Consider the following 19,664-nt stretch of genomic DNA (forward strand, 5'->3'; position numbering starts at 1 on the left):
CGCAAACGGTCGATCACCGCACGATCAACCGTTCTCCAACGCAAGATTCAGCACCTCGGCCAGCCGCCTGCCCGCCTCACGCAGACGGCTGTCTGCCACCGGCAACTCCGCATCGATGTACGCCTGATCGATCTTGTGACCGGCAGGGTAAATATCGCGCGTGATCTGGCAGGACTCCTCGGCCCATTGCGCAACCGGATTGCCGAGTGGCGCGATCGGTGGCGGCAGCGGTGCAACGCCCTCGGTATCGAGCCGGTTCGCATAGGCCTTCCAGTCGAGACCGCGCGTGCCGAGCAGCCCCGAATCCCACACGCGGTGCAGGTTCATGCCCTGCCCTTGGAACTGCACTTGATAGGCGTTGCCGCCTGCATCGTCGCGATAACCGGCGTGCAACGGCTGATGGATGTCGCCGATGAAGTGCACGACGAATTTCAGCGCCTGCAACCGCGCCGCATCCGGTTGCGTGCGGTCGCTGAGGATCTGGATGTAGTGCGGGATGGCTTCGACGACGCACTTGCCATCCTTGCAATCGCGCGGCGGCACGTACACGCAGCTGGGATCGCGGAAGTCGATGTAATGCAACGGCCGTGTTTCCTTCCACAATGCCTGCTGGTTCGGATCGTTGCGGATCTCGTCCGGCCAGCTGGCGATATCTGCCAGTGACTGTGTGCGATCGAGCGCAAGCAGATGCATCACCTCCGCCTTGACCGCAGGACTCAGATGCCGCTGCGCGAGTTCGGCCACCACGCTGTGTCCGAGCGGCCCCCAAGCCTCGGCGGCCGGCGCGATGGCGAGTGTGGCGAACAAGGCAGCAGCCATGCGGCACAGGCGAGACATACGTGGCATCCGAAATGGGGAGTTCCGCATCTTGCCATAGGCGTTATGACATTCAGGCGTGACTGGTATGCACGACGGCACCCGTCGCATCGCGCACGCTGACATCCACCGCAATCCCCTGTCGCACACTCTCGGTGACGATGCAGAAGTCCTCGAACTGAGCCAGCGCGCGATCGACATGTTCGAACGCCACGGCGGCATCCGCCAGCTGCAGATCCACCGCGATATGCACGATGCGCCAACGGCCTTGCTCGTTGCGCTCGGTCGTGGCCCGGGCGCGGGCGGAGAGCTTGCCCGGCGCATTCTTGAACTTGCGCAGGGCGAACAGCAGGCTGGCCGAGAGGCAATTGGCCACCCCCACGAGCAACATGCGCGAGGGATTGGGGCCTGCATCGCCGCCGAGCGGCGAGGTCTCGTCGGTCACCAGGTCCGGCACGGCGGTGCCGTCGAAGCGCACGCGGAACTCGTAGTCGTGGGTCTGCTCCAGGCTCACTTCGATCAACTGTTCTTCGCTCATGGGGACATGTCTCCGGGTGTTTGGCGGGGTTTCGATTCGCCCGATCCTGCTCCAGCCTGACCGCCCGAACCACCCCCGGATGAGTGACGGCCCCGGTTCCGGCTAAAATGCGCGTTTCGGCGGTCCATCCGGGCCGCCGCTTCGCTGCCCCATCTTGCTTTGGAGGATGCTGTCCCATGGCCATCAAGGTCGCCATCAACGGTTACGGTCGCATTGGCCGCAACGTCCTGCGTGCGCTTTACGAATCCGGTCGTACCAACGAGTTCCAGATCGTTGCGGTCAATGACCTCGGCAACGCCGAAACCAACGCGCACCTCACTCAGTACGACACCGCCCACGGCAAATTCCCGGGCGAAGTGTCGGTGGACGGCGGCGATCTGATCGTCAACGGCGACCGCATCAAGGTCTGCGCCGAGCGCGATCCCTCGAAGCTGCCGTGGGGCGAGCTGGGCATCGACGTGGTGCTCGAATGCACCGGCCTGTTCACCTCCAAGGCCAAGGCCGGCGCGCATATCGCCGCAGGCGCCAAGAAGGTGATCATCTCCGCACCGGGCGACAAGGACGTGGACGGCACCTTCGTCTACGGCGTCAACGACGACAAGATCACGGCCGCGCATCAGGTGATCTCCAACGCTTCCTGCACCACCAACTGCCTCGCGCCGCTGGCCAAGGTGCTGCACGAGAAGATCGGCATCGTGCACGGCCTGATGACCACCATCCACGCCTACACAAACGACCAGGTGTTGACGGACGTCTATCACTCCGACCTGCGCCGCGCCCGCTCGGCCACGCATTCGCAGATCCCGACCAAGACCGGCGCCGCCGCCGCGGTGGGCCTGGTGCTGCCGGAACTCAACGGCAAGCTGGACGGCTTCGCGATGCGCGTGCCGACCATCAACGTGTCGGTGGTGGATCTCTCCTTCGTGGCCGCACGCAACACCACCAAGGAAGAAATCGACGCTGCCATTCACGACGCCGCCCACGGCGCGCTGAAGGGCATCCTGGCGGTGAACACCAAGCCGCTGGTGTCGATCGACTTCAACCACAACGCGTCCTCGTCCATCTACGACGCCACGCAGACGCGCGTCATGGGCGGCACGCTGGTGAAGGTCCTGAGCTGGTACGACAACGAGTGGGGCTTCTCCAACCGCATGCTCGACATGACCAAGGCGCTGATGGCGGCGAAATAAGCTTCTTCGCCAAAGCACCCCGAAAAAGCCGGGCCATGCCCGGCTTTTTTGTGCCAGCGGCCCCTTGCCGCAGGCCCGGCAACGGCGATGGGATTATCATGGCGGCATGCAGGACCCCACGCTAGATAAACCCGGGTTAGACAAACCCCGGTTTGACGAAACCCAGATCGCCGTTCTGGTCGATCGCTTCTACGAGAAAGTACGTGTCGATCCGCTGCTCGGACCGGTGTTCAATGCCGCCGTGCACGACTGGGACGACCACAAGCGCACGCTCGTTTCCTTCTGGTCGTCGGTGGCGCTGCGCGCCGGCAGTTATCGCGGCAACCCGATGGCGGTGCATCGCCCGCAACCCATCCGCGCCGAGCATTTCGTCCGCTGGCTGGCCCTGTGGCGCGAGACGGCCGGTGAAGTGCTGGACGAAGCCGGCACAGCGCAGATGATCGAATATGCGGACCGCATCGGTCGCAGCCTGCGTCTTGGGCTTGGTTTGCCGGAACGTCTGGAAGCGCGTCCGCTAGGCATCCGGGTTATTGGCGAAGCTTGATACGCCGATTCACTCTCGCGCTCTGGAGCATTCTCATGGAGCAGGCACTGACATAAAAAAAGCCGGGCGATACCCGGCTTTTTATTTCGCGACATGGCCCGCGCGACATCACTTCAGCGCGGCGAGCGCCGCATCGTAATTCGGTTCGTTCGCGATCTCGCCCACCAGCTCGGTGTGCAGAACCTTGTCATGCTCGTCGAGCACGACAACGGCACGAGCAGCCAAACCCGTCAGCGGACCCGACGCGATCGCCACACCGTAGTTTTTCAGAAAATCGTGCCCGCGCATGGTCGACAGCGTAGCGACATTGTTCAAACCCTCGGCACCGCAAAAGCGCGCCTGGGCGAACGGCAGATCGGCCGAAATGCACAGCACGACCGCGTTGTCGAGCTGGCTGGCCTTCTCGTTGAAACGGCGCACGGAGGTGGCACACGTCGGCGTATCGACGCTGGGAAAAATATTCAGCACCTTGCGCTTGCCACCGAAGTTGGCGAGCGTGGCGTCGGACAGATCCTTGGCGACGAGGCTGAAGGCGGGTGCCTTCCCGCCCACGGCGGGAAGCTGACCATCGACCTTGACCGGATTGCCCTTGAGCGTGACCTGGGACATGGGGAACTCCTGACATCAGTAAGAAAACGATCGGTCCAAGATAGCGCCGATAAACTAACGCGTCGAGCCGTTCGCCATTCCCTCTGCCCTTCGGGACACGCGGGAAGAGGGATTGACACCTGCGGAATGTGAGGCGCCGACGATTACTTCAACGGCGCAATCGCTTGCTCGATGGCGCCGAAGATCGACGCGCCGTTTTTGTCCGTGATCTCAATGCGCAGCGTATCGCCGAACTTCAGGAACGGCGTGCTCGGCTTGCCGTCGCGCAAGGTTTCCACCGTACGCTGCTCGGCGAGGCACGATGCGCCTTTGCTCGTGTCTTCATTGGCGATGGTGCCTGAGCCGACTATCGCGCCCGCCGAAAGTGGCCGCGTTTTCGCTGCGTGCGCAACCAATTGCGCGAAGTTGAATTGCATATCCACGCCGCATTCGGCTTCGCCGAACCACTTGCCGTTCAACCACGTGCGCATGGGCAGATGCAGCTTCTCGTCCTGCCATGCATCGCCGAGTTCATCCGGCGTCACAAACACTGGCGACAGGGCCGAGCGCGGCTTGGACTGCAGGAAGCCGAAACCCTTGGCGAGCTCCGGCGGAATCAGATTGCGCAAGCTGACATCGTTGACCAGACCCACCAGTTGGATATGGCCGGCAGCCTGCTCGGGCGTCACCGCCATCGGAACATCGTCGGTCACCACCACGACTTCCGCTTCGAGATCGATGCCGTAGTCTTCGCTGGGCACCACGACCGGATCGCGCGGTCCGAGAAAGCCCGCACTGGTGGCCTGGTACATCAGCGGATCGACATAGAACGATTCGGGTACTTCCGCACCGCGTGCACGGCGCACGCGCTCGACGTGCGGCAGATACGCGCTGCCATCGACGAATTCGTAGGCACGCGGCAGCGGCGCGGCCAGCTTCGTGACATCCAGCGCGAACGCACCTGAGGCCTTGCCGGCGTTGAGTTCATCCGACAACGCATTCAAGCGTGGCGCGGTATTCGACCAATCTTCGAGCGCGGCCTGCATCGTTGCGGCAATGCCGGTGGCTTTCACCGCCTGCGTGAGATTGCGGCTGACGACGATCAGCGTGCCGTCGCGCCCGCCTTCCTTGAGACTGCCCAGTTTCATGCATTCACTCCGTCGGCTGCCCTCATGAACAGCCTTCTACATAATCGATTTGCGGCGGGTCGCGTGCGCTTCACGCACGCTCCGGATTGAAACGCTTTTTGATGCTTTGCCAGCACTGGTAGTAATCGTGCTGCAATTGCGGCGCATCGAGCGCTTGTTGGGTCGGATGAATCACCTTGCGCGTTTCGAACATGAAGGCCATCGTGCCGGTGATGTGATCGGGCTTGCTCACATCCGCCGCGCTCGCCTTCTCGAAACTCGATTCATCCGGACCATGGCCGCTCATGCAGTTGTGCAGGCTCGAGCCGCCCGGCACGAAGCCGCCGGCCTTGGCGTCGTACGCGCCTTCGATCAACCCCATGAATTCACTGGCCACGTTGCGATGGAAATACGGCGGACGGAACGTGTGCTCGGCCACCAGCCAGCGCGGCGGGAAAATCACGAAATCCACGTTCGCCGTGCCTGGCGTATCGCTGGGCGATGTCAGGACGGTGAAGATCGATGGATCGGGATGGTCCACGCTGATCGAACCCACCGTGTTGAAGCGGGTCAGATCGTATTTGTAGGGCGCGTAATTGCCGTGCCACGCGACCACATTCAGCGGCGAGTGATCGATACGTGCCGACCACAGCGCACCCTGGAATTTGTTGATCAGTTCGAAATCGCCTTCCACATCTTCGTAAGCCGCATGCGGCGTGAGGAAGTCGCGCGGCAGCGCCATCGAGTTGGCGCCGATCGGGCCAAGATCCGGCAGGCGAAGCAGGCTGCCGAAGTTTTCCGCGACATAGCCGCGCGCTTCGGCATCCAGCAGTTCGACGCGGAAGCGAACGCCACGCGGAACGACCGCGACTTCCAACGGCTTGATATCCAGCACGCCCAGCTCGGTCGCCAGACGCAGGCGGCCTTGCTGCGGCACGATCAGCAATTCGCCATCGGCGTCATAGAAGAAACGCCCCTGCATCGAGCGGTTGGCCGCGTAGATGTGAATGCCGCAACCGGCCTGCTCCGCCGCGCTGCCATTGCCGGCGAGTGTCACCAAGCCATCGACGAAATCGGTGGGCTGAGCGGGCATCGGCCACGGATCCCAGCGCAGCTGGTTCGGTGTGGCAGGTGCCTCGTGGAAGCGGTTGTGGAAGGTAGCGTGCGCGAGCGGCTTGAACGGTTGGTGCATGGCTGCAGGCCGGATGCGGTAGAGCCAACTGCGCCGATTGGTGTGCCGTGGCGCGGTGAACGCCGAACCGGACAGTTGCTCGGCATACAAGCCATGGGCCACGCGCTGCGGGGAATTCTGGCCAGCCGGCAACACACCCGCGATCGCCTCGGTGGCGAATTCGTTACCAAAACCCGACTGGTACTTCTGTTCGTTCGTTGACATGAAAGCTCCGCGACCTCGGGTGCCATACAACACACCAGCGCCGATCCTATTACTCTTGACCTCGCCTCGCTCAGGGAATGAGGCGACACCTATCTGACTGCAACGACTGCAAAGGGGAAAACATGTCCGATCAATACGCTTCGCTTGGCCAGGCTCCCAGCCATTCGATCAATGACCTCATCCAGCCACTGGCATCCGGCAAGGGGTGGATGAAGTTCGTAGGCATCATGTTCATCATCCAGGGTGCCATCACGGCCCTCACCATCGTCGGCATTCTGATTGCGTGGCTACCGATCTGGACCGGCGTGCTGCTGGTCCAATCCGCAGGCGCCCTCGAAAATGCCCAGCGCAGCGGCGACGTATTTGCACTGAAGGAATCCTTTTCCAAGCTCAGAACGTACTTCGTCATACAAGGCGTGCTTTATCTGGTGGGAATCGCGCTCATGGTGCTGTACTTCATGTTCTTCGCTGCGAGGTTCGCAACGATGATGAAGACCGGCGCTTTCCCGCATCACTGACGCACACTGCCGTGGCGTGGCCATCCGGACAGGTCAGCCACGCTTTCGAAACACTTAGAGCACGCCGCGCTTCATCTGGTCGCGCTCGATCGATTCGAACAGCGCCTGGAAGTTGCCCTCGCCGAAACCTTCGTTGCCCTTGCGCTGGATGATCTCGAAGAAGATCGGACCGATGTTGTTCTGCGTGAAGATCTGCAGCAACTTGCGCTGCTTGGTCTCCAGATCGGCATCGATCAGGATCTTGTTCTTCGCCAGGCGCGGCACGTCTTCGCCGTGGTTGGGAATGCGCATGTCGATCACGTCGAAATACGTATCCGGCGTGTCGAGGAACTCCACGCCCGTCGCGCGCATCGCTTCCACCGTGTCGTAGATGTTGTCGGTGAAGCAGGCGATGTGCTGGATGCCTTCGCCGTGGTAAGCGTCGAGGTATTCGTTGATCTGGCTCTTCGGATCGCTCGATTCGTTGAGCGGAATGCGCACGATGCCGTCCGGTGCCGTCATCGCCTTGGATACCAGGCCCGTCTTGGCGCCCTTGATGTCGAAGTAACGGATCTCGCGGAAGTTGAACAGGCGCTCGTAGTAATCGGACCACTTCTGCATGTTGCCGAAGTAGAGGTTGTGCGTGAGGTGATCGATGAAGGTCAGACCGAAGCCGACGGGATGCTGGTTCGCGCCAGGGACCGGCACGTAATCGCCGTCGTAAATGCTGCCGGCATCGCCGTAGCGGTCCACCAGATAGAGCATGCAATCGCCGATGCCCTTCACGACCGGGGCATTCACGGCCTTGGTGTCCGCCTTGTCGGTCGATGCCTCACCGCCGTTGGCGAGCACGGTCTTCAAGACGTCCGCCGCCGGCTTCTTGAAGCGGATGGCAAAACCGGATGCACAGGGACCGTGCTTGGCGGCAAAATCGGCGGCAAAGGAATGCGGATCTTCGTTGACCAGGAAGTTCACGCCGCCCTGTCGGTAGACGGTGATCGGCCGGCTCTTGTGCTTGAGCACGGCGGTGAAGCCCATGCTCTTGAACAGTGTGTGGAGCTCGCCGGCACGGCCGGCCGGCGCGGCAAACTCCACGAATTCGAACCCGTCGATACCCATCGGGTTCTCGAACGTGGTGACCTGCATGCCGAGGTTGGGCTGGGCGTTCATGGCGCGCTCCTGATCTATTCGATGCGTTCAAACCGATGCGCGACGGCGGCTACGCGAGCGTGCCACCATCGCCATAAGCCCAATGTTATAGTTACAAATGAAACTAATTGCAAGGAACAGTGCCGCAATGCCCAACCCGCGCAAGCCTGCCCCCGCCGGAGCCGAACACGCCCCCCTGGAGCTGGAGCATTTCCTGCCCTACAAGCTCTCCATCCTTTCCAACACGGTGAGCCAGGCCATCGCGGACGATTACCAGCAACGTTACGACCTGAGCGTGACGGAATGGCGAGTCATGGCGGTATTGGCGCGGTTTCACGGCCTGTCGGCGCGCGAAGTGGCCGAGCGCACTGCCATGGACAAGGTGGCCGTGAGCCGTGCACTGGCCCGGCTGGTGGAAGCCGGTCGGGTGCATCGCGAAACGCACGGCGGCGACAAGCGCCGCTCCGTGCTGAGCCTCACCGAGGCGGGATGGCTGATTCACGACGATGTGGCGCCGATGGCGCGCGCCCGCGAGCGCGAGGTGTTGGCGAAGCTCGATGCCGAAGAGCAGCAGTGGCTGACCCGCATCCTGGACAAACTGCTCGCGCATTGAAACGGGCGTGGACGAGTCATTCCGGCAGAATCCGGAATGACTCGATGCGCGATTACTTCACGCCGTGCATCAAGCGGTTGATCAAGGGCGAGATCAGCAGCAACAACGCGCCCGCACCAACCAGCAGCCAGAAGCCGAACGTGAACCCGCCCAGGGCGGAGGCAGCCGTCATGCCGGTGGTGCCGCTGATGTAACCCGCCACCAGCCCTGACAAATTGCCGCCCACGGCGAGCGAAAGAAACCATCCGCCCATCGCCACACCGACCAACCGCGGCGGCGCCAGCTTGGTGACCATCGACAAGCCGATCGGTGACAGGCACAGCTCGCCCACCGTTTGCAGCACGTAGCACAGCGTCAACGGCCAGAACGGTATGAGGCTGCCGCCTGCTCCGATCAACTTCGACAACGCATACATCAAACCGGCGAATCCAAGCCCGTTGAAAATCAGCCCCAGGCCGAACTTGCGCGGGATCGACGGCTCCATGTGCCGCTTGCCAAGCAGTCCCCACGTCACCGACACCACGGGCGCCAGCACGATGATCGCCAGCGGACTGACCGACTGGAACCAAGCCACCGGGAACATCCAGCCCCCTGGCATGCGGCGATCGACGAGATTTTCCGCGAGGAAGTTGAACGAGGTGCCGAGCTGGTAATAGAACGTCCAGAACAGCACATTGAACGCGAAGATGATCAGCATCGCGACGACGCGATCCAGTTGCACCTTGTCATGACGCTTCGCTTCGACGATCAGCAACGCAGCGACAACAACGAACAGCGGCGCGAGCACAAGCGAGAGGCGATCCGCGCCGTATCTCAGCAGAAGATATACGAGCGGCACTGCGACAACGATGCCGACCAGTACCCACACGACCCGATTCAAACCTTCCGCGCCCGGCGCCGGACGCCCCACGCCCCGAAGACCTCGTCGACCGAACCAAAACCAGAACAGGCTCAGAATCATGCCCACGCCTGCCGCCGCGAACACCACCTTGTAGTTGTCCTGCATCGGCGTGTCGGTGAAATACGCGGCCAGCCATCCCGTCAGCAGCGGCGCCACCAGCGCGCCGAAATTGATACCCATGTAGAAAAGCGTGAAGCCGCGATCGCGACGCTCATCGCTCATCCCGTAAAGCTGACCCACCATCGACGAGATGTTGGGCTTGAACAGGCCGTTGCCCACGATGACCAAGGCCAGGCCGCACAAGAGAAGATTCTTGTCGGGCAGCATCATCACAAACAGGCCAAGCCCCATCACCAGCGCGCCGACGAGGATCGAACGCTGGTACCCGATGATCTTGTCGGCGACGTAGCCGCCGAAGATGCTGCTGGCGTAAACAAGCGCGGTGTAGGCGCTGAAAATCGCACTGGCCCAGGCCTGGCCGGACGGATCGCCGTGATAGAACTGCGCCACGATGTACAGAGCCAGCGCCCAGCTCACGCTGTAGAACGCGAAGCGCTCCCAGAATTCGGTCATGAACAGCATCCACAGCGGACGCGGGTGACCGAGCATCTGCGGAAAGTCGGGCGCGGCGGCGACGCCGGCTTCGGGATTCTGGCTCACGGATTTCCCCCTGAATAATGGGCACAGCAGCTTCGTATCGACAACGCACTGATTTTGCTACATGTAACCAGCTGCGCCGTTGCCGTCAAACACAATGCAACATCTTTGGCGCGCCGTCATTCCGGCGAAGGCCGGAATCCAGTCCAAATAAACAGTGCGAAGCACGCAACTTTTTTTGATTTGAGTGCTTCGCACGACATGTTCAAACTGGATTCCGGCCTTCGCCGGAATGACGATGAGGTGCGATCAACTTCCCAGCACGGTGCGCACGTCCAGCAGCTCGGGGAAAAACTCCAGCTCCAGCGCCTTCTTCAAAAACGCCACGCCCGAGGAACCACCCGTACCGCGCCGGTGTCCGATGATGCGCTCCACGGTTTTCATATGGCGGAAACGCCAAAGCTGGAAACTTTCCTCCACATCCACCAGCTGTTCGCACATGTGGTACTCCGGCCAGAACGTCGCACGCTCTTCGTAAATGCGCTTGAACACAGGCAGCAAAGCTTCATGGCGCTGATACGGCTCGCTCCAGTCGCGATTCACCCGCACGTCCGGCACCGCGTGGCCGCGGCGCGCGAGGTAGCGCAGGAATTCGTCGTAAAGACCGGGCGATTCCAGCACCTCGCGCAAGACCGCCTGCGCCGCCGGGTCGTGATCGAACACGCGCAACATCTGCGCATTCTTGTTGCCCAGCAGAAATTCGATCACACGGTATTGCAGCGACTGAAAGCCCGACGACGGCCCCAGCACGTTGCGGAACTCCAGGTATTCCGACGGCGTGAGCGTTTCAAGCACCGCCCATTGTTCGAAAAGCTGCCGCTGCACCTGCTTCACGCGGGCCAGAATCTTGAGGCAGGCGTTCACGTCGTCGATGCGCAGGTGCGCGATGGCCGACTTCAGTTCATGGATGATCAGCTTCATCCACAGCTCGGCCACCTGATGCTGCACGATGAACAGCATCTCGTCGTGGTGCGGCGGCTGGCTGAGGGGGTGCTGGGCGGTCAGCAGCTGGTCCAGCCGCAGGTAGCCGCCGTAGGTCATCTGTCCGTTCAGGTCGAGCTGGATGCCCGCCTCGAGGTCACGCTGATTGTCCGTCATGGCGCCCGCAAACCCGCAAAGATGCTCATGTTACCCGGTATGGCAAGGCATGCCGTACGGGCTCGCATGCTGCAGTGTACCTTGCGGCGCAACATGGCTGCCTGCTATCAAATAGGGGTTTTTTTGGGACTTTCCCTGTGAGCCAGGCCCCACTGGATGGGCCTCGCCTCCCCGCAGAAACTATTTCCTTACCCCACCCGGGAGCGAGTCGTGTCCATCGCCGCCAAGTTTGAAATCGAATATCTGCAATACCTCGACGCCGAAGGCAAACAGGTCCGTGACGATCTGCCTGAGTTCGCCAAAGACCTCAGCCACATGGTCGAGCTGTACAAGCTGATGCTGTCGACCCGCGTGTTCGACGCGAAGTCCGTTGCGCTGCAACGTACCGGCAAGCTCGGTACTTATGCAAGTTGCCTCGGTCACGAAGCCGCACACGTCGGCATCGGCAGCTCCATGAAGCCCGAAGACGTGCTGGCCCCCAGCTATCGCGAATACGGCGCCCAGCTCTACCGCGGCGTACAGCCGCGCGAGGTGTACATGTACTGGGGCGGCGACGAGCGCGGTAACGATTATCAGAAAGAACCCGCACGCCACGACTTCGCCTGGTCGGTGCCGATCGCCACGCAATGCCTGCACGCTGCCGGCTCCGCCCTGGCGTTCAAGATCCGCAACGAACCGCGCGTGGCCGTGTGCACGATCGGCGACGGCGGTTCGTCCAAGGGTGACTTCTACGGTGCCATCAATATCGCCGGCGCGCAGAACCTGCCGATGGTCGCCGTGATCGTCAACAACCAGTGGGCGATTTCGGTGCCGCGCAAGATCCAGTCCGGCGCGCCGACGCTTGCGCAGAAGGGCATCGCCGCGGGTCTCTTCTCGATCCAGGTGGACGGCAACGACATCATCGCCGTGCGCAAGGCGATGGAAGACGCGCTCGAACGCGCTCGTACCGGCAAGGGCGGCAGCGTGCTGGAACTGGTGACCTATCGCCTGAGCGACCACACCACGGCCGACGACGCACGTCGCTATCGTGGCGAGCAGGAAGTGAAGGACGCGTGGGCCAAGGAGCCGATGAAGCGCCTGCGCAACTGGCTGGTCGCCAAGGGTGCATGGGACGACAAGAAGGAAGAAGCCTGGAAGACCGAGTGCGACGACTGGATGGATAACGAGGTCAACGCCTACCTCGAAACCAAGACCCAGCCTGTCACGGCGATGTTCGATTACACCTTCGCCGAAGTTCCGGCCGATCTGGCCAAACAACGCGATCTCGCAATCTCGCTCGACAAGAAGGCGCACTAAGCCATGGCACAAATTACTCTTATCGAAGCCGTCACCCAGGCGCTTGCATATGAAATGGCCCATGACCCGAGCGTCGTGGTGCTGGGCGAGGACGTGGGCGTGAACGGCGGCGTGTTCCGCGCCACGCAAGGCCTGCAGGAAAAGTTCGGCGAACTGCGCGTGCTCGACACGCCGCTGGACGAAACCACCATCGCCGGCGTCACCGTCGGTCTCGCCGCACAAGGCATGAAGCCGGTTGCCGAAGCGCAGTTCGAGGGCTTCATCTATCCGATGATGGAACAGATCGCCTGCCACGCCGCGCGTTTACGCAACCGCACGCGCGGCCGCATCACCGTGCCAGCCGTATGGCGCGCACCGTGGGGCGGCGGCATTCGCGCACCGGAGCATCACTCCGAAGCGAACGAACATCTGTTCACCAACATTCCGGGCCTGCGCGTGGTGATGCCCTCGTCGCCGGCGCGCGCTTACGGCTTGCTGCTCGCTGCGATCCGCGATCCGGATCCGGTGATGTTCTTCGAGCCCAAGCGCATCTATCGCCAGTACAAGGAAGAAGTGCCGGATGACGGCGAAGCGCTGCCGCTCGACGTGTGCTTCGTGCTGCGCGACGGCACCGACGTCACCATCGTCACGTGGGGCGCGCAGGTGAAGGAAGCGCTGGAAGCCGCCGATGCGCTGGCCGAAGAAGGCATCAGTGCCGAAGTGATCGACGTCGCCACGCTTACCCCGCTCGACTTCGACACCATCGCCGAATCGGTGCAGAAGACCGGCCGTTGCGTAATCGTGCACGAAGCACCCAAGACCGCCGGCTTCGGCGCGGAAATCGCCGCGCGCATCGCCGAGGAGTGCCTCTACGAACTGCTCGCACCGGTCGAGCGCGTCACCGGTTACGACACGCACATTCCGCTGTTCCGTCTCGAAATGAAGTACCTGCCGAGCACGGAGCGTGTGGTCGAAGCCGCCAAGCGCACGCTCGCCAACTCCTAAGCTTATAACCGCACCGTCATTCCGGCGAAGGCCGGAGTCCAGTCAACATACCTCGCGCGAAACATACTGTTACTGGATCCCGGCTCGCGCCGGGATGACGGCAGAAAAGAATCAAGACTGATTACGGGAACCGACTCATGGCCGACATCAAGACGTTCTACCTGCCGGACCTCGGCGAAGGCCTGCCCGACGCCACCATCGTCGAATGGCACGTGAAGGAAGGCGACACCATCAAGCTCGACGCTCCGCTGGTGTCGATGGAAACCGCCAAGGCGGTGGTCGACGTGCCTTCGCCGTACACCGGCAAGGTCACCAAGCTGCACGGCGCCGCGGGCGACGTGATCGAAACAGGCGCCGCACTGGCCGAATTCGAACCCGACCCGAACGCCAAGCAGCGTGCCGAAGCCGAAGCCACCGGCCATCACCATGGCCCGAAGAAGGCGGCCGCGGCAGAGCAGAAGAAAGTCACCGCTTCCGATGAAGGCGGCGAGATCGAATCGGGCAACGGCAAGACCTCCGATCGCGAAGACGAAGGCACGGTGGTCGGCGCGATGATCAGCGGCAGCCACGTGCACGTCGAGCAGGCGTCCAGCGTGGGTGGCGTGAAGGCCGTTCCGGCCGTTCGCGCGCTCGCCAAGAAACTCAAGGTCGATATCGCACGCGTGAAGCCTTCAGGCGCCGATGGCGTCGTCACCCTGCAGGACGTGAAGAACGCTGCTGCAAACGGGTCCGCGGCACTCGGTGCAGCGCCTGCACGTGCTGTGCCCTCTTCCGCTGGTCGCCACCTCGCTCCTGAGCTGCCGCAACCGAAACCGGCACGCACGGCGACTTCGCTCGCTGGCAAGCCGGTACGCACCGCACCGCCGAGCGTGCAAGCAAGTGGGCAGCCGGAACAGTTGAAGGGTGTCCGCCGCAACATGGCCCGCGTGATGGCCGAAGCGCACGCCAACGTCGTGCCGACCACGCTGGTGGACGATGCCGACCTGCACGCATGGATCGGCAAGCAGGACATCACCGCACGCCTGATCCGCTCCATCGTTGCCGCATGCAAGACAGTCCCCGCGCTCAACGCATGGTTCGACGGCAAGAACCTCACCCGCACGCTGCATCCGCACGTGGATATCGGCATCGCCGTGGATACCGAAGACGGCCTGTTCGTCCCGGCGCTGCGTAACGCCGACGTGCTCGACGGCGCGGGCATCCGTGCCGGCATCAAGCGTCTTCGCACGCAGGTGGAAGACCGCACGATTCCGTCGTCGGAACTGAGCGGCTACACCATCAGCCTGTCGAACTTCGGCATGTTCGCAGGCCGTTACGCGACACCGGTCGTGGTACCGCCATGCGTGGCCATCATCGGCGCCGGCAAGCTCAGCCACGATGTGGTGGCCGTGATGGGCGGCATCGAAGTGCATCGCCGCATGCCGATCAGCATCACCTTCGACCATCGTGCGGCAACGGGTGGCGAAGCCGCCCGCTTCCTCAAGGCGCTGCTGGACGATTTGTCGCTGCCTAACTGATCACCGGCTATTGGTTGAAGAAAAAAGCGCCCCACACGGGGGCGCTTTTTTATGGTCTCCATATCGCTTCACTCATCGAAACGCGACCATCCCTCAGGTCTTGGTGCAATCGTTAAGACGCAGATGCCGCGTTTCCGGCGCCCAAAGAATCGACACCACCATACCGATAACCAGTACCGCAGCCAGCGATAGCATCGCAGCCTGTACGCCATAGCGTGCCATGGTCATCGGCAGAACGAATACACCCACTGCCGAACCAAGGCGGCTGAATGCAATAGCAAAACCTACACCGCACGCACGCACTTCCGTGGGGAAGCACTCGGGCGGATAAACACCCACCAGATTGGACACGGCCGACAAAGCCGCCGTGAACAACGCGAACGACGCTATCAATGCAACGGGCAGAGAGCCGGGCAACAGGCTTAACGCAGCCAGCGACACAGCGGTAACTGCAAAGGATGAGATCAGGAATACGCGTCGTGGCAGGATGACCGTAAGCCAAATACCAACGACTGCTCCTGCAATCAGCAAGCCATTCAACAACAGGTCGGCACGTCCATCGTTCGGTAAATTAAACAGCTGAAGGATGGTGGGCAGGAATGTGTAGATCGCAAAGTACGGAATCACGATGCAGACGAAGAACACACAATTGAACAGCGTACGTCGAATCAGATCACGGCGGAAAAGACGGCCGAACCCGCTCGACGCGTGATGGTCGTCGCGTACGCTTGTATCGAGCATCACCTTCTTGCCGAAGTACTTTTCCACCACCGCATTCGCTTCCGCCCGGCGTCCCTTGTTGAACAGCCAGCGTGGCGATTCCGGCGTACCCATGCGCAATATCAGCACAATCAAAGCGGGAACACCGGCGGAAGCCAACACCCAGCGCCATGCGTCGGGATTCGACGAGTGTTGAACGTACTCCATGCCGATGATATTGGCGGCCACATAGCCGACGGTCCAGATCACGCTAAACGAGCCCAACAGCAAACCGCGGTGCTTTCGCGGTGAGAACTCAGCAAGAATGGCATGTCCGACGGCGAAATCGCCGCCCATGCCAATACCGAGCAACACACGTAACAAACACAGTGCCAAAGGTGTTTGCACATAGAATTGCGCGAAAGCCGTAACGGTAATGATCACAAAGCTCAGCAGGAAAATCTTCTGGCGGCCGACACGATCGGATAGACGACCGAATAGCAAGCTTCCGAGGAAAATGCCCATCAGGGTGGAACTGCCGATCAGGCCATTCCACACGGCCGCAAGCCCGGCATCGATGCCCAGAAGATTCAGGATGCTTTGCACAACAACGGGCAACGGTTGAAGTTGCCCGTTCATCGCCTGCATCTGATTGAGAAACGGCGTCAACGCGTAAGCGATTGTGCCTATTGCATAACCTTCGGTCAGATGCGCACCGAAGGTAAGCCCCGCGATCTTGCAATGAAAGAAGTTCAGCGGCACATCGTCGAGGAGAACCTTACCCTCCGACGATCCTTGTCGTTTGCCGGCATATCCGGCCAATCCTTCTGCGGTTACAGCTCGTCCATCTCCGCTGCCCATGTCACTCCCTTCCCTAGCATGAGCGCCGAACGCGCCCGGGTTACGCAAACCACATGGTCGCCCGTGTCATTCGCTTCGTTATTTCAAACCGCCCATCATCAGGTACTTGAGTTCGACGTATTCATCGATGCCGTACTTGGAACCTTCGCGGCCCAGACCTGACTCTTTCACACCGCCAAACGGCGCAACCTCGGTGGAGATGATTCCTTCGTTGATGCCGATCATCCCGCTCTCGATCGCTTCGGCAACGCGCCAGATGCGCTTCATGTCCTGCGTGTAGAAGTACGCGGAAAGGCCATACGGTGTGTTGTTGGCGGCGGCGATTACTTCGTCTTCCGTATCGAATTGGAAGCACGCTGCAACGGGACCGAAGGTCTCGTCCTCGGCGATCAACATGTCGTGCCTGGCGCTCGTCAAAACGGTCGGTTCGTAGAAGGTGCCGCCCAACGCATGAGGCTTGCCACCGACAAGCACCTTCGCACCTTTGCTTATCGCATCCGCGACATGGGCCTGGACCTTTTCGAGCGCAGCCTGATTGATCAGCGGCCCTTGTTCGACCTCGCCTGTCAGGCCATTACCGACCCTCAGCTGGCGAACTGCCGCAGATAGCGCCGTGGTGAAGGCATCGTAGATACCACTCTGCAAGTAGAAGCGATTGACACAAACGCAGGTTTGTCCGGTGTTCCGGAACTTCGACGCCATCGCGCCGCGCACGGCCGCATCGATATCGGCGTCGTCAAATACGATGAAGGGAGCGTTCCCGCCCAGTTCCAGCGACATTTTCTTCAAGGTATTCGCGCACTGGCTCGCCAGCAGCTTGCCGGTGCGCGTTGAACCGGTAAACGAGAGCTTGCGAACGATTTCCGACTCCGTGAGCACCTTGCCGATAACACGCGCATCGCCCGCGACAACGTTGAACACACCGGCGGGAATACCTGCCTGTTCAGCGAGCGCCGCCAGTGCAAGGGCCGATAGTGGCGTGTCTTCGGCGGGCTTGAGCACCATCGTGCAACCCGCGGCGAGTGCCGGCGCGGCCTTGCGTGTGATCATGGCGAGAGGGAAGTTCCACGGCGTGATTGCCGCGACGACACCCACGGGTTCGCGCGTTACGAGGATTTTCGAGCCGGGAAACGGGCTCGGGATCACATCGCCATAGGCGCGCTTGGCTTCTTCCGCAAACCATTCCAGGAAACTGGCGGCATAACCGACTTCTCCGCGCGCTTCAGCGATCGGCTTGCCCTGCTCGCGCGTCAGAAGCTCCGCGAGTGATTCTTTGTGCTCAAGCATCAACTCGCCCCAGCGGCGAACTCTGATGCTGCGTTCCTTGGCAGTCAACGCACGCCAGGCGGGGAATGCCTTGGCTGCCGCAGCAACCGCTTGCTTGGCTTCCGCTTCACCGCCTCGCGCGATCTCGGCGATGATGTCGCCAGTCGCCGGATTGTGAACCGGAAACAATGTGGGGCCGGTCACCCATTTGCCGTCAATGTAGTGACCATTGCGAATCAGATCCTTCATGCCGCTCTCCCCTTGCCTTGCGCAAATTCGTCACGTGGCGCGCGGGGTTCGCGCGCGATGCGTTTACCGGCTGTGTAATCGTTGATCAGATCGCATGGCGTGTAGTTGCGCTCCAGTTCGTACAGCTCTTCGTCGCCCAATTTCGTGTTCAGCGCCGCCAGGGCGCTGTCGAACTGCGCAGGTGAATCGGCGCCGACCAGCATGCTGGCGATGCCGCTCTGACCGAGCACCCACGCTTGTGCGATCTGCGCAGCAGACACACCGCGTTTCGCCGCCACGCGAGCAGCGGATGCGGCGATCTCCAGCGAAGCTTCATCGCCATACATCTGAGCGGTGAAAAGGTCGGTCTGATTGCGCGTTGAACTCGCATCACCCGTGAGCAGGCCGCGCGCCAATGGACTGAACACCGATACACCGATGCCTTGATCGGCACAGTAGGGGATCATTTCGCGCTCTTCCTCGCGATACGCGAGGTTGTACTGCAGCTGCATGTTGATGGGCTTGGCCCAGCCATGGCGCTCGCACGCCTGCATGATCTTGGCGAGCTGCCACGTGTACATGGTGGAGACGCCGACGTAACGTGCCTTGCCCGAACGTACGATGCCGTTCAACGCATCCATCGTTTCTTCGACCGGCGTGTTGACGTCGAAGTAATGCAGCATGTAGATGTCGACGTACTCCATGCCCATGCGCGAGAGCGAGCCGTCGATGCCATCCATGATGTGCTTGCGCGAATGGCCACCCGCATTCGGATAGGCGCCCATGTCGTAACCCACCTTCGTCGTCACCACGATTTCCTCGCGACGAGTCAGGCGCCTCAGAATGCGGCCCACGACCTCTTCGCCGACACCGGTGGAATAGAAGTCCGCCAGATCGATGAAGTTGACACCGGCATCCAGCGCGTGGCGCACGATGGGTTCGCTCTGCGCTTCGTCGAAGATCCAGGGTTTCCAGCGCGGGGTGCCCATATTCATCGTGCCCAGGCAAAGGCGCGAGACTTTCAGGCCCGATTGGCCAAGACGAACGTATTCCATGACTTGTTGCTCCTGCTTTCTTTCGCGTAGCGCGACTTACGCCTGCTTGGGCGTGTAGAAGGGGTTGGATACTTCGCGCGCGGCAGCGAAGACGTCCTGGCGTGCGGGCAAACCGAGCATGGCGGCACGAATGGCGTTCTTGCACGCGCGGTAGTTGTTGTCGTAAACGGCGTCGAGATCGTCCGTGGCGGGATTGACCCAGTTGGCCGACACGATCACCCAATCGTTTTCCGCCTCGTGCGGCAGCACGCCTTCTTCCAGCGACTCGGCCACCGCCTTGGCAATGCCAGCCTGCGAAGCACCCCAGGTCGCATTGCCGTGGAAATCGCCAACGATTTGCGCCTTGTTGACGTAAAGCGTGAGTGGCTTGGTCGGAACGCCCGGTTTGGCGATGATCACGAAGGGTGCGTGACCTGCCGACGGGGTGGCCAGCGCGGTGGCAAAAGCCTGACCGGCCGGACCGTTGCGTGGGCCGACCAGCACGTTGATGTGTGCGAGGTTGACGCCAGGACCTTCAAAACCCTCGCCGATGTAAAGCTGCTTGTTGGTATCCATCTATCTTTTCGCCGTGCCGCAAATGAAGTGAAGCACCGATTGTGCAGTTCACGCGACAGACAAAAGAGTCGATGTCTCCTGATACAGGC

19 protein-coding genes are annotated in these 19,664 nt (G+C 61.5%); 7 read left to right on the plus strand and 12 right to left on the minus strand.

The window, feature by feature from the left end; translation table 11 throughout:
- Positions 1–24 precede the first annotated feature (24 nt).
- Together DWU99_RS14750 and DWU99_RS14755 are read right to left on the minus strand one after the other, a co-directional pair.
- Positions 25–837 (minus strand): S1/P1 nuclease, encoded by an 813-nt coding sequence (locus DWU99_RS14750; protein WP_115478821.1) that lies wholly within the window; start codon positions 835–837, stop codon positions 25–27.
- Positions 838–889: 52 nt separating this feature from the next.
- On the minus strand, positions 890–1,354 hold the full coding sequence (locus DWU99_RS14755; protein WP_115478822.1) for an OsmC family protein: 465 nt from the start codon (positions 1,352–1,354) through the stop codon (positions 890–892).
- A gap of 176 nt (positions 1,355–1,530) precedes the next feature.
- Here DWU99_RS14755 and gap point away from each other — a divergent pair, with 176 nt between their 5' ends.
- Positions 1,531–2,544: a type I glyceraldehyde-3-phosphate dehydrogenase gene (gene gap / locus DWU99_RS14760; RefSeq protein ID WP_115478823.1), complete on the plus strand. Its 1,014-nt coding sequence runs from the start codon at positions 1,531–1,533 to the stop codon at positions 2,542–2,544.
- A 106-nt stretch (positions 2,545–2,650) separates the two neighbouring features.
- Complete coding sequence (locus tag DWU99_RS14765) at positions 2,651–3,088, plus strand: group III truncated hemoglobin (RefSeq protein ID WP_115478824.1); 438 nt, start codon at positions 2,651–2,653, stop codon at positions 3,086–3,088.
- A 108-nt stretch (positions 3,089–3,196) separates the two neighbouring features.
- Here DWU99_RS14765 and tpx read toward each other — a convergent pair whose 3' ends face one another.
- From tpx to hmgA, 3 genes are all read right to left on the minus strand, one after another.
- Positions 3,197–3,697 (minus strand): thiol peroxidase, encoded by a 501-nt coding sequence (gene tpx / locus DWU99_RS14770; RefSeq protein WP_115478825.1) that lies wholly within the window; start codon positions 3,695–3,697, stop codon positions 3,197–3,199.
- A 143-nt stretch (positions 3,698–3,840) separates the two neighbouring features.
- Positions 3,841–4,824, minus strand: coding sequence for a fumarylacetoacetate hydrolase family protein (locus DWU99_RS14775; RefSeq protein ID WP_115478826.1), 984 nt, complete (start codon positions 4,822–4,824; stop codon positions 3,841–3,843).
- A 70-nt stretch (positions 4,825–4,894) separates the two neighbouring features.
- A complete protein-coding gene (hmgA, locus tag DWU99_RS14780; protein ID WP_115478827.1) occupies positions 4,895–6,199 on the minus strand; it encodes a homogentisate 1,2-dioxygenase in 1,305 nt (434 codons plus the stop codon).
- Positions 6,200–6,321: 122 nt separating this feature from the next.
- On the opposite strand from hmgA, the gene DWU99_RS14785 reads away from it, so the two are divergent.
- Entirely contained in the window at positions 6,322–6,717 is a 396-nt protein-coding gene (locus DWU99_RS14785) for a DUF5362 domain-containing protein (RefSeq protein WP_115478828.1), read from the plus strand.
- Between the two features lie 54 nt (positions 6,718–6,771).
- Here the strand turns inward: DWU99_RS14785 and hppD are convergent, their stop codons facing one another.
- A complete protein-coding gene (gene hppD, locus DWU99_RS14790; protein WP_115478829.1) occupies positions 6,772–7,866 on the minus strand; it encodes a 4-hydroxyphenylpyruvate dioxygenase in 1,095 nt (364 codons plus the stop codon).
- A gap of 127 nt (positions 7,867–7,993) precedes the next feature.
- Here hppD and DWU99_RS14795 point away from each other — a divergent pair, with 127 nt between their 5' ends.
- Positions 7,994–8,458, plus strand: a complete 465-nt coding sequence (locus DWU99_RS14795) for a MarR family winged helix-turn-helix transcriptional regulator (protein WP_115478830.1) — start codon at positions 7,994–7,996, stop codon at positions 8,456–8,458.
- 52 nt (positions 8,459–8,510) lie between these two features.
- Here DWU99_RS14795 and DWU99_RS14800 read toward each other — a convergent pair whose 3' ends face one another.
- Positions 8,511–9,968, minus strand: coding sequence for a peptide MFS transporter (locus DWU99_RS14800; RefSeq protein WP_115478907.1), 1,458 nt, complete (start codon positions 9,966–9,968; stop codon positions 8,511–8,513).
- Between the two features lie 297 nt (positions 9,969–10,265).
- Positions 10,266–11,114 carry a tryptophan 2,3-dioxygenase gene (locus tag DWU99_RS14805; RefSeq protein WP_115478831.1) on the minus strand — a complete coding sequence of 283 codons (849 nt, stop codon included), beginning with the start codon at positions 11,112–11,114 and terminating at the stop codon, positions 10,266–10,268.
- Positions 11,115–11,324: 210 nt separating this feature from the next.
- On the opposite strand from DWU99_RS14805, the gene pdhA reads away from it, so the two are divergent.
- From pdhA to DWU99_RS14820, 3 genes are all read left to right on the plus strand, one after another.
- Positions 11,325–12,410 (plus strand): pyruvate dehydrogenase (acetyl-transferring) E1 component subunit alpha, encoded by a 1,086-nt coding sequence (gene pdhA, locus DWU99_RS14810; protein WP_115478832.1) that lies wholly within the window; start codon positions 11,325–11,327, stop codon positions 12,408–12,410.
- A gap of 3 nt (positions 12,411–12,413) precedes the next feature.
- On the plus strand, positions 12,414–13,394 hold the full coding sequence (locus DWU99_RS14815) for an alpha-ketoacid dehydrogenase subunit beta (RefSeq protein WP_115478833.1): 981 nt from the start codon (positions 12,414–12,416) through the stop codon (positions 13,392–13,394).
- Between the two features lie 137 nt (positions 13,395–13,531).
- Positions 13,532–14,911 carry a dihydrolipoamide acetyltransferase family protein gene (locus DWU99_RS14820; protein WP_115478834.1) on the plus strand — a complete coding sequence of 460 codons (1,380 nt, stop codon included), beginning with the start codon at positions 13,532–13,534 and terminating at the stop codon, positions 14,909–14,911.
- A 93-nt stretch (positions 14,912–15,004) separates the two neighbouring features.
- Here the strand turns inward: DWU99_RS14820 and DWU99_RS14825 are convergent, their stop codons facing one another.
- From DWU99_RS14825 to fae, 4 genes are read right to left on the minus strand one after another with little or no spacing between them, the layout of a single operon-like run.
- On the minus strand, positions 15,005–16,519 hold the full coding sequence (locus tag DWU99_RS14825; protein ID WP_233511152.1) for an MFS transporter: 1,515 nt from the start codon (positions 16,517–16,519) through the stop codon (positions 15,005–15,007).
- A gap of 30 nt (positions 16,520–16,549) precedes the next feature.
- The gene (locus DWU99_RS14830) at positions 16,550–17,986 is read right to left on the minus strand and encodes an NAD-dependent succinate-semialdehyde dehydrogenase (RefSeq protein ID WP_115478836.1); all 1,437 of its coding nucleotides are present in this window, start codon (positions 17,984–17,986) and stop codon (positions 16,550–16,552) included.
- Positions 17,983–19,020 carry an aldo/keto reductase gene (locus DWU99_RS14835; protein ID WP_115478837.1) on the minus strand — a complete coding sequence of 346 codons (1,038 nt, stop codon included), beginning with the start codon at positions 19,018–19,020 and terminating at the stop codon, positions 17,983–17,985. Before DWU99_RS14835 ends, DWU99_RS14830 begins: the two co-directional genes overlap by 4 nt.
- A gap of 36 nt (positions 19,021–19,056) precedes the next feature.
- Positions 19,057–19,575 (minus strand): formaldehyde-activating enzyme, encoded by a 519-nt coding sequence (gene fae / locus DWU99_RS14840; RefSeq protein ID WP_115478838.1) that lies wholly within the window; start codon positions 19,573–19,575, stop codon positions 19,057–19,059.
- Positions 19,576–19,664: the final 89 nt, after the last annotated feature.

The sequence above is a fragment of the Dyella psychrodurans genome (assembly GCF_003363265.1).
Taxonomy (GTDB): Bacteria; Pseudomonadota; Gammaproteobacteria; order Xanthomonadales; family Rhodanobacteraceae; genus Dyella_B; species Dyella_B psychrodurans.

Bases quoted from the DNA above. Each gene is read 5' to 3' on its own strand.
- DWU99_RS14765 (WP_115478824.1), top strand. From the start codon at position 2,651: ATGCAGGACCCCACGCTAGATAAACCCGGGTTAGACAAACCCCGGTTT.
- DWU99_RS14750 (WP_115478821.1), bottom strand. From the start codon at position 837: ATGTCTCGCCTGTGCCGCATGGCTGCTGCCTTGTTCGCCACACTCGCC.
- tpx (WP_115478825.1), bottom strand. From the start codon at position 3,697: ATGTCCCAGGTCACGCTCAAGGGCAATCCGGTCAAGGTCGATGGTCAG.
- DWU99_RS14815 (WP_115478833.1), top strand. From the start codon at position 12,414: ATGGCACAAATTACTCTTATCGAAGCCGTCACCCAGGCGCTTGCATAT.
- DWU99_RS14800 (WP_115478907.1), bottom strand. From the start codon at position 9,968: ATGCTCGGTCACCCGCGTCCGCTGTGGATGCTGTTCATGACCGAATTC.
- gap (WP_115478823.1), top strand. From the start codon at position 1,531: ATGGCCATCAAGGTCGCCATCAACGGTTACGGTCGCATTGGCCGCAAC.
- DWU99_RS14795 (WP_115478830.1), top strand. From the start codon at position 7,994: ATGCCCAACCCGCGCAAGCCTGCCCCCGCCGGAGCCGAACACGCCCCC.
- DWU99_RS14805 (WP_115478831.1), bottom strand. From the start codon at position 11,114: ATGACGGACAATCAGCGTGACCTCGAGGCGGGCATCCAGCTCGACCTG.
- DWU99_RS14830 (WP_115478836.1), bottom strand. From the start codon at position 17,986: ATGAAGGATCTGATTCGCAATGGTCACTACATTGACGGCAAATGGGTG.
- DWU99_RS14775 (WP_115478826.1), bottom strand. From the start codon at position 4,824: ATGAAACTGGGCAGTCTCAAGGAAGGCGGGCGCGACGGCACGCTGATC.
- DWU99_RS14820 (WP_115478834.1), top strand. From the start codon at position 13,532: ATGGCCGACATCAAGACGTTCTACCTGCCGGACCTCGGCGAAGGCCTG.
- hppD (WP_115478829.1), bottom strand. From the start codon at position 7,866: ATGAACGCCCAGCCCAACCTCGGCATGCAGGTCACCACGTTCGAGAAC.
- fae (WP_115478838.1), bottom strand. From the start codon at position 19,575: ATGGATACCAACAAGCAGCTTTACATCGGCGAGGGTTTTGAAGGTCCT.
- DWU99_RS14835 (WP_115478837.1), bottom strand. From the start codon at position 19,020: ATGGAATACGTTCGTCTTGGCCAATCGGGCCTGAAAGTCTCGCGCCTT.
- DWU99_RS14755 (WP_115478822.1), bottom strand. From the start codon at position 1,354: ATGAGCGAAGAACAGTTGATCGAAGTGAGCCTGGAGCAGACCCACGAC.
- hmgA (WP_115478827.1), bottom strand. From the start codon at position 6,199: ATGTCAACGAACGAACAGAAGTACCAGTCGGGTTTTGGTAACGAATTC.
- DWU99_RS14785 (WP_115478828.1), top strand. From the start codon at position 6,322: ATGTCCGATCAATACGCTTCGCTTGGCCAGGCTCCCAGCCATTCGATC.